This window comes from Thioclava kandeliae (genome assembly GCF_040297545.1).
GTDB classification, from domain to species: Bacteria; Pseudomonadota; Alphaproteobacteria; order Rhodobacterales; family Rhodobacteraceae; genus Thioclava; species Thioclava kandeliae.
In genome coordinates, this window is sequence record NZ_JAYWLC010000060.1 from 1 (window position 1) to 3,256 (window position 3,256).

Annotated in this window: 2 protein-coding genes; both read right to left on the reverse strand. The window is 43.5% G+C overall.

Going from position 1 to position 3,256, the window contains the following annotated elements:
• Positions 1-331: 331 nt before the first annotated feature.
• Positions 332-1,696: a GGDEF domain-containing protein gene (locus tag VSX56_RS20435; protein ID WP_350939360.1), complete on the reverse strand. Its 1,365-nt coding sequence runs from the start codon at positions 1,694-1,696 to the stop codon at positions 332-334.
• Between the two features lie 490 nt (positions 1,697-2,186).
• Positions 2,187-2,915, reverse strand: a complete 729-nt coding sequence (locus tag VSX56_RS20440) for a class I SAM-dependent methyltransferase (RefSeq protein ID WP_350939361.1) — start codon at positions 2,913-2,915, stop codon at positions 2,187-2,189.
• Positions 2,916-3,256 lie beyond the last annotated feature (341 nt).

Consider the following 3,256-nt stretch of genomic DNA (forward strand, 5'->3'; position numbering starts at 1 on the left):
AGACCAGTTAGTCGTGCGGTAGCGGGTGTTGGCAGGCTTTGGCATCCCAGTGATCTAACCATCCGGATTCCTAAGGTGAATCCCTCTCACCGATATGTGCAACAAGGTCACTCATATACCACTTTAACGCCCTCGGCATCGCTTAGATTGAGTGGCTTAAATTCAAAGGGGGAACGGGGCTACCCGCTTAACACCTAACTTCTGCAACAACACCTCCCAAACCAATGCTTTGCCCTCCATTCGTCAGAAACCAAAATGATCGGAAGAAATTTGTGAGGGCAGCGGTCCAATATTATATAATAAAGCTAATGCAGCCATTTCACATAAGATATTAGTCACTTGCAATAAATTTTTCTCGATGATCGTTTATCGAGATGACGGTATTATCTTCAATTCTATTGGTACAACAGGAGATTCTATTTTTACCGTATTTCTTCACTTTTTTCAGTTCAGAATCCGCATGTGAAATACACTCTAAGACGGTAACGCTTTCTTTCGGTTGCCGAAAGCATACTCCGGCAGAACATTCTAAGTTTTTTCTGTCTATTGTAACTGAACAAATTTTTTCTTTTATATCATTTACTAAATCGATTGCTTTTTGGGAATTATCGGCGGTGAAGATAATAATGAATTCATCGCCTCCCCAGCGAATAATTGTATCATTGGTGCCGATTGTGGAATTAATTTTATTTACAACTTCAATAAGAACATTATCGGCAAATATATGCCCGTAATGATCATTAATCGCTTTAAAGTTATCAATATCGACTACCATAACGGCATAAACCGCATGAGAATTTTTGAATAAGTTATCTGAAATGGCTCGTCGGTTCATTGCCCCAGTAAGTGGATCATGCAAAGCTTGATACCGATAACGCTGCCTCTCTGACTGCACGCTCTGATTTTGATAGGAAAAATAAAATCCTACCGTAAACACTAATATAAGTACGCATAAGTAGGTTAATATGTGAACTAACGGCAGATTTTGGAAGAACACATTGGATGAGGCAGAGTAGAATATCGGCAGCACAGCCCCTCCTAACAACAGAATAATGATTTGTGAGCGAACTAAATCACCACTCATTCCACGTTTGAATATTGGTAAGATTAAGGCATGCCGGAATAACCTTGATAGCGACGATAGATTTAATAGTAATAACGCAATAGATGTCGTCGCTGCCATTTCGCCGTAGAGCGACCTCTCTCTGAACATTAAGCCTTCTAGCGCCAGTAAGGGCATTAATCCAGCCATGACATTCAGCGTTAAGGCAAAGCTTTTAGCCCTGAACCTCAGGCATTGGCTCACGGCTATCAAACCTAGAGAAATCGCTGTGTTCCATCCGGTAGCGCCCATATCCCGGTCGGTAAAGGATGCTATAATCGGTCTTGATAACGGAAACAAAGATATAGTGAATATGCTTGATGCCCAAAGATATGCTTCTGTCGCAGTCAATGAGTTCAAAGAATTCCTCTTAAATACTGCTAGCGTAGCTAGCGCTAGTGCAATGAACGTAAGAGGGTTTGTGCGTGTGGAAAATCTGGCGTATGTCTGAGAAGTATTTTCTCTGTCGACATATTCATAGCAGATAAAAGCAAATGTTCCGAGGATGAGAATGAGTAGGCCTCTTCTGATTGCTCTTAGTGGAGTAAATGCTCCTTTATTATCAAGTGGTCGGCTATATCTTGATAAAATCATGAGCGCTACTCCGCAATTTGAGTTAACAAATATACCTGATTAAACGCACAGATTTTTTTAACCGTTATATTATTAACAAATAGTAAATATATTTTCTTGGATATTTAAAAAAAGTAGGTGACGATCTTATTGAGCCAGCCGAAAAGTAGGCCGATATACCCGTAGGATGTCGAGTTTTACCATGGTCTTACTCGATGCCTTTCGGCGCGAAGTGGCATCATTGCGCTAGACTAGCGACAGCACGCTCTGCCCGCCATCTCGGCTAGCCTCACGCTTGGAGAGTGGGGACGCAACCTATCGCATGCTCAATATCATCAATTAGGGAGTGTTCTATTCGACTTAGCGCAGTACAAAGCCTGATCTAGCGCCAGCGCCAGCGTTACCTCGGGGTGCGCCCGCGAAGTTCTCTGGAAGTTCTCTGGTTGTCCCCACTCACCGTCACGCCCATAGGGCAAAGGTTCGCGACGCACTGACATTTCATGCGGACTACTTAGGTGGAACAGGCCGCCAATAGGCAACTCGAACGAACAATATCAGGCGCACGTTTTCCACTTGTCTTAAGGTAGTAGTCACCGATTGTTTCGCGTCGGTCTAGGGCCACAGTTTCCCAATCATGCCACGTAATTTTGAAGCCAACTATATCACACATTTCTTCCATGGCGCGGAAAGACGGGATCCCTACGATAGTTTCGTTCTGCCCCTCGTAGCTTGCAATGGCATTTAAGTCGGACAACGTGCTTTCTTTCAAGAGTAGCACTTCAGCCTCCGTAGACATTGTAAAATCGCTATCCACGATAACAAGCTTCGGATTTAGCTTTTTGATAAGTTTCAGCAGGTGCAAATGATCTGAAACATGATAAAAGAGACCGAGGACGCAGACAATGTCGTATTGTTCGCCGTTGGAAACGGCAGTTTCCAAGAAATGATATACATCGTCATTTATAAACTGAACCCGATTCGAGAAGTCAGTCTTTGGAAACTTATCAAAGCATTCTACTAAATGCTTTCGTCCTTCTATAGCCGTAACACTCGCTGCACCTAAATTAGCGAAAACATACGACCACCTTCCATCATGGGCCCCCAGATCTAATACTTTCGCGCCTTTAAAAGAAGCACTAATGGGTTTAATGATAAAGTCATAACGCCGCTCGAGCCGAGTGATAACATCCCTCTTGTTGCCATATAACTCAACGTTTTGGAGGAAGTTAAAAGCGTTCATTACTCGTTTTCCTTCATTGACTTAGCGATAAATTTTCTTGCCGAAAACCTGGTTGTACCTTTGTAACCATATTACAAGATCTCCGTCTATTACAATCAAGGATGGCTTTGTTGGGTTAATACGGGGCTTGTTGCACATATCAGCTAGAGGGATTCATTTTATGAGCCCTGAGAGTTAGGTCTTGGGTATGTCTAAGCCTGCCAAAACCCGCTACCGCACGACGGACTGGTCCGACGATAACTTCCTCCCTTCGGAGGCGTGGCTTGCTGTCGGTATGGTGGTCTGCCCCACTTGAGTGGTCCAGTTTAAAAGTTAGTGCATCGTGGGCCTTTGGTCTACGG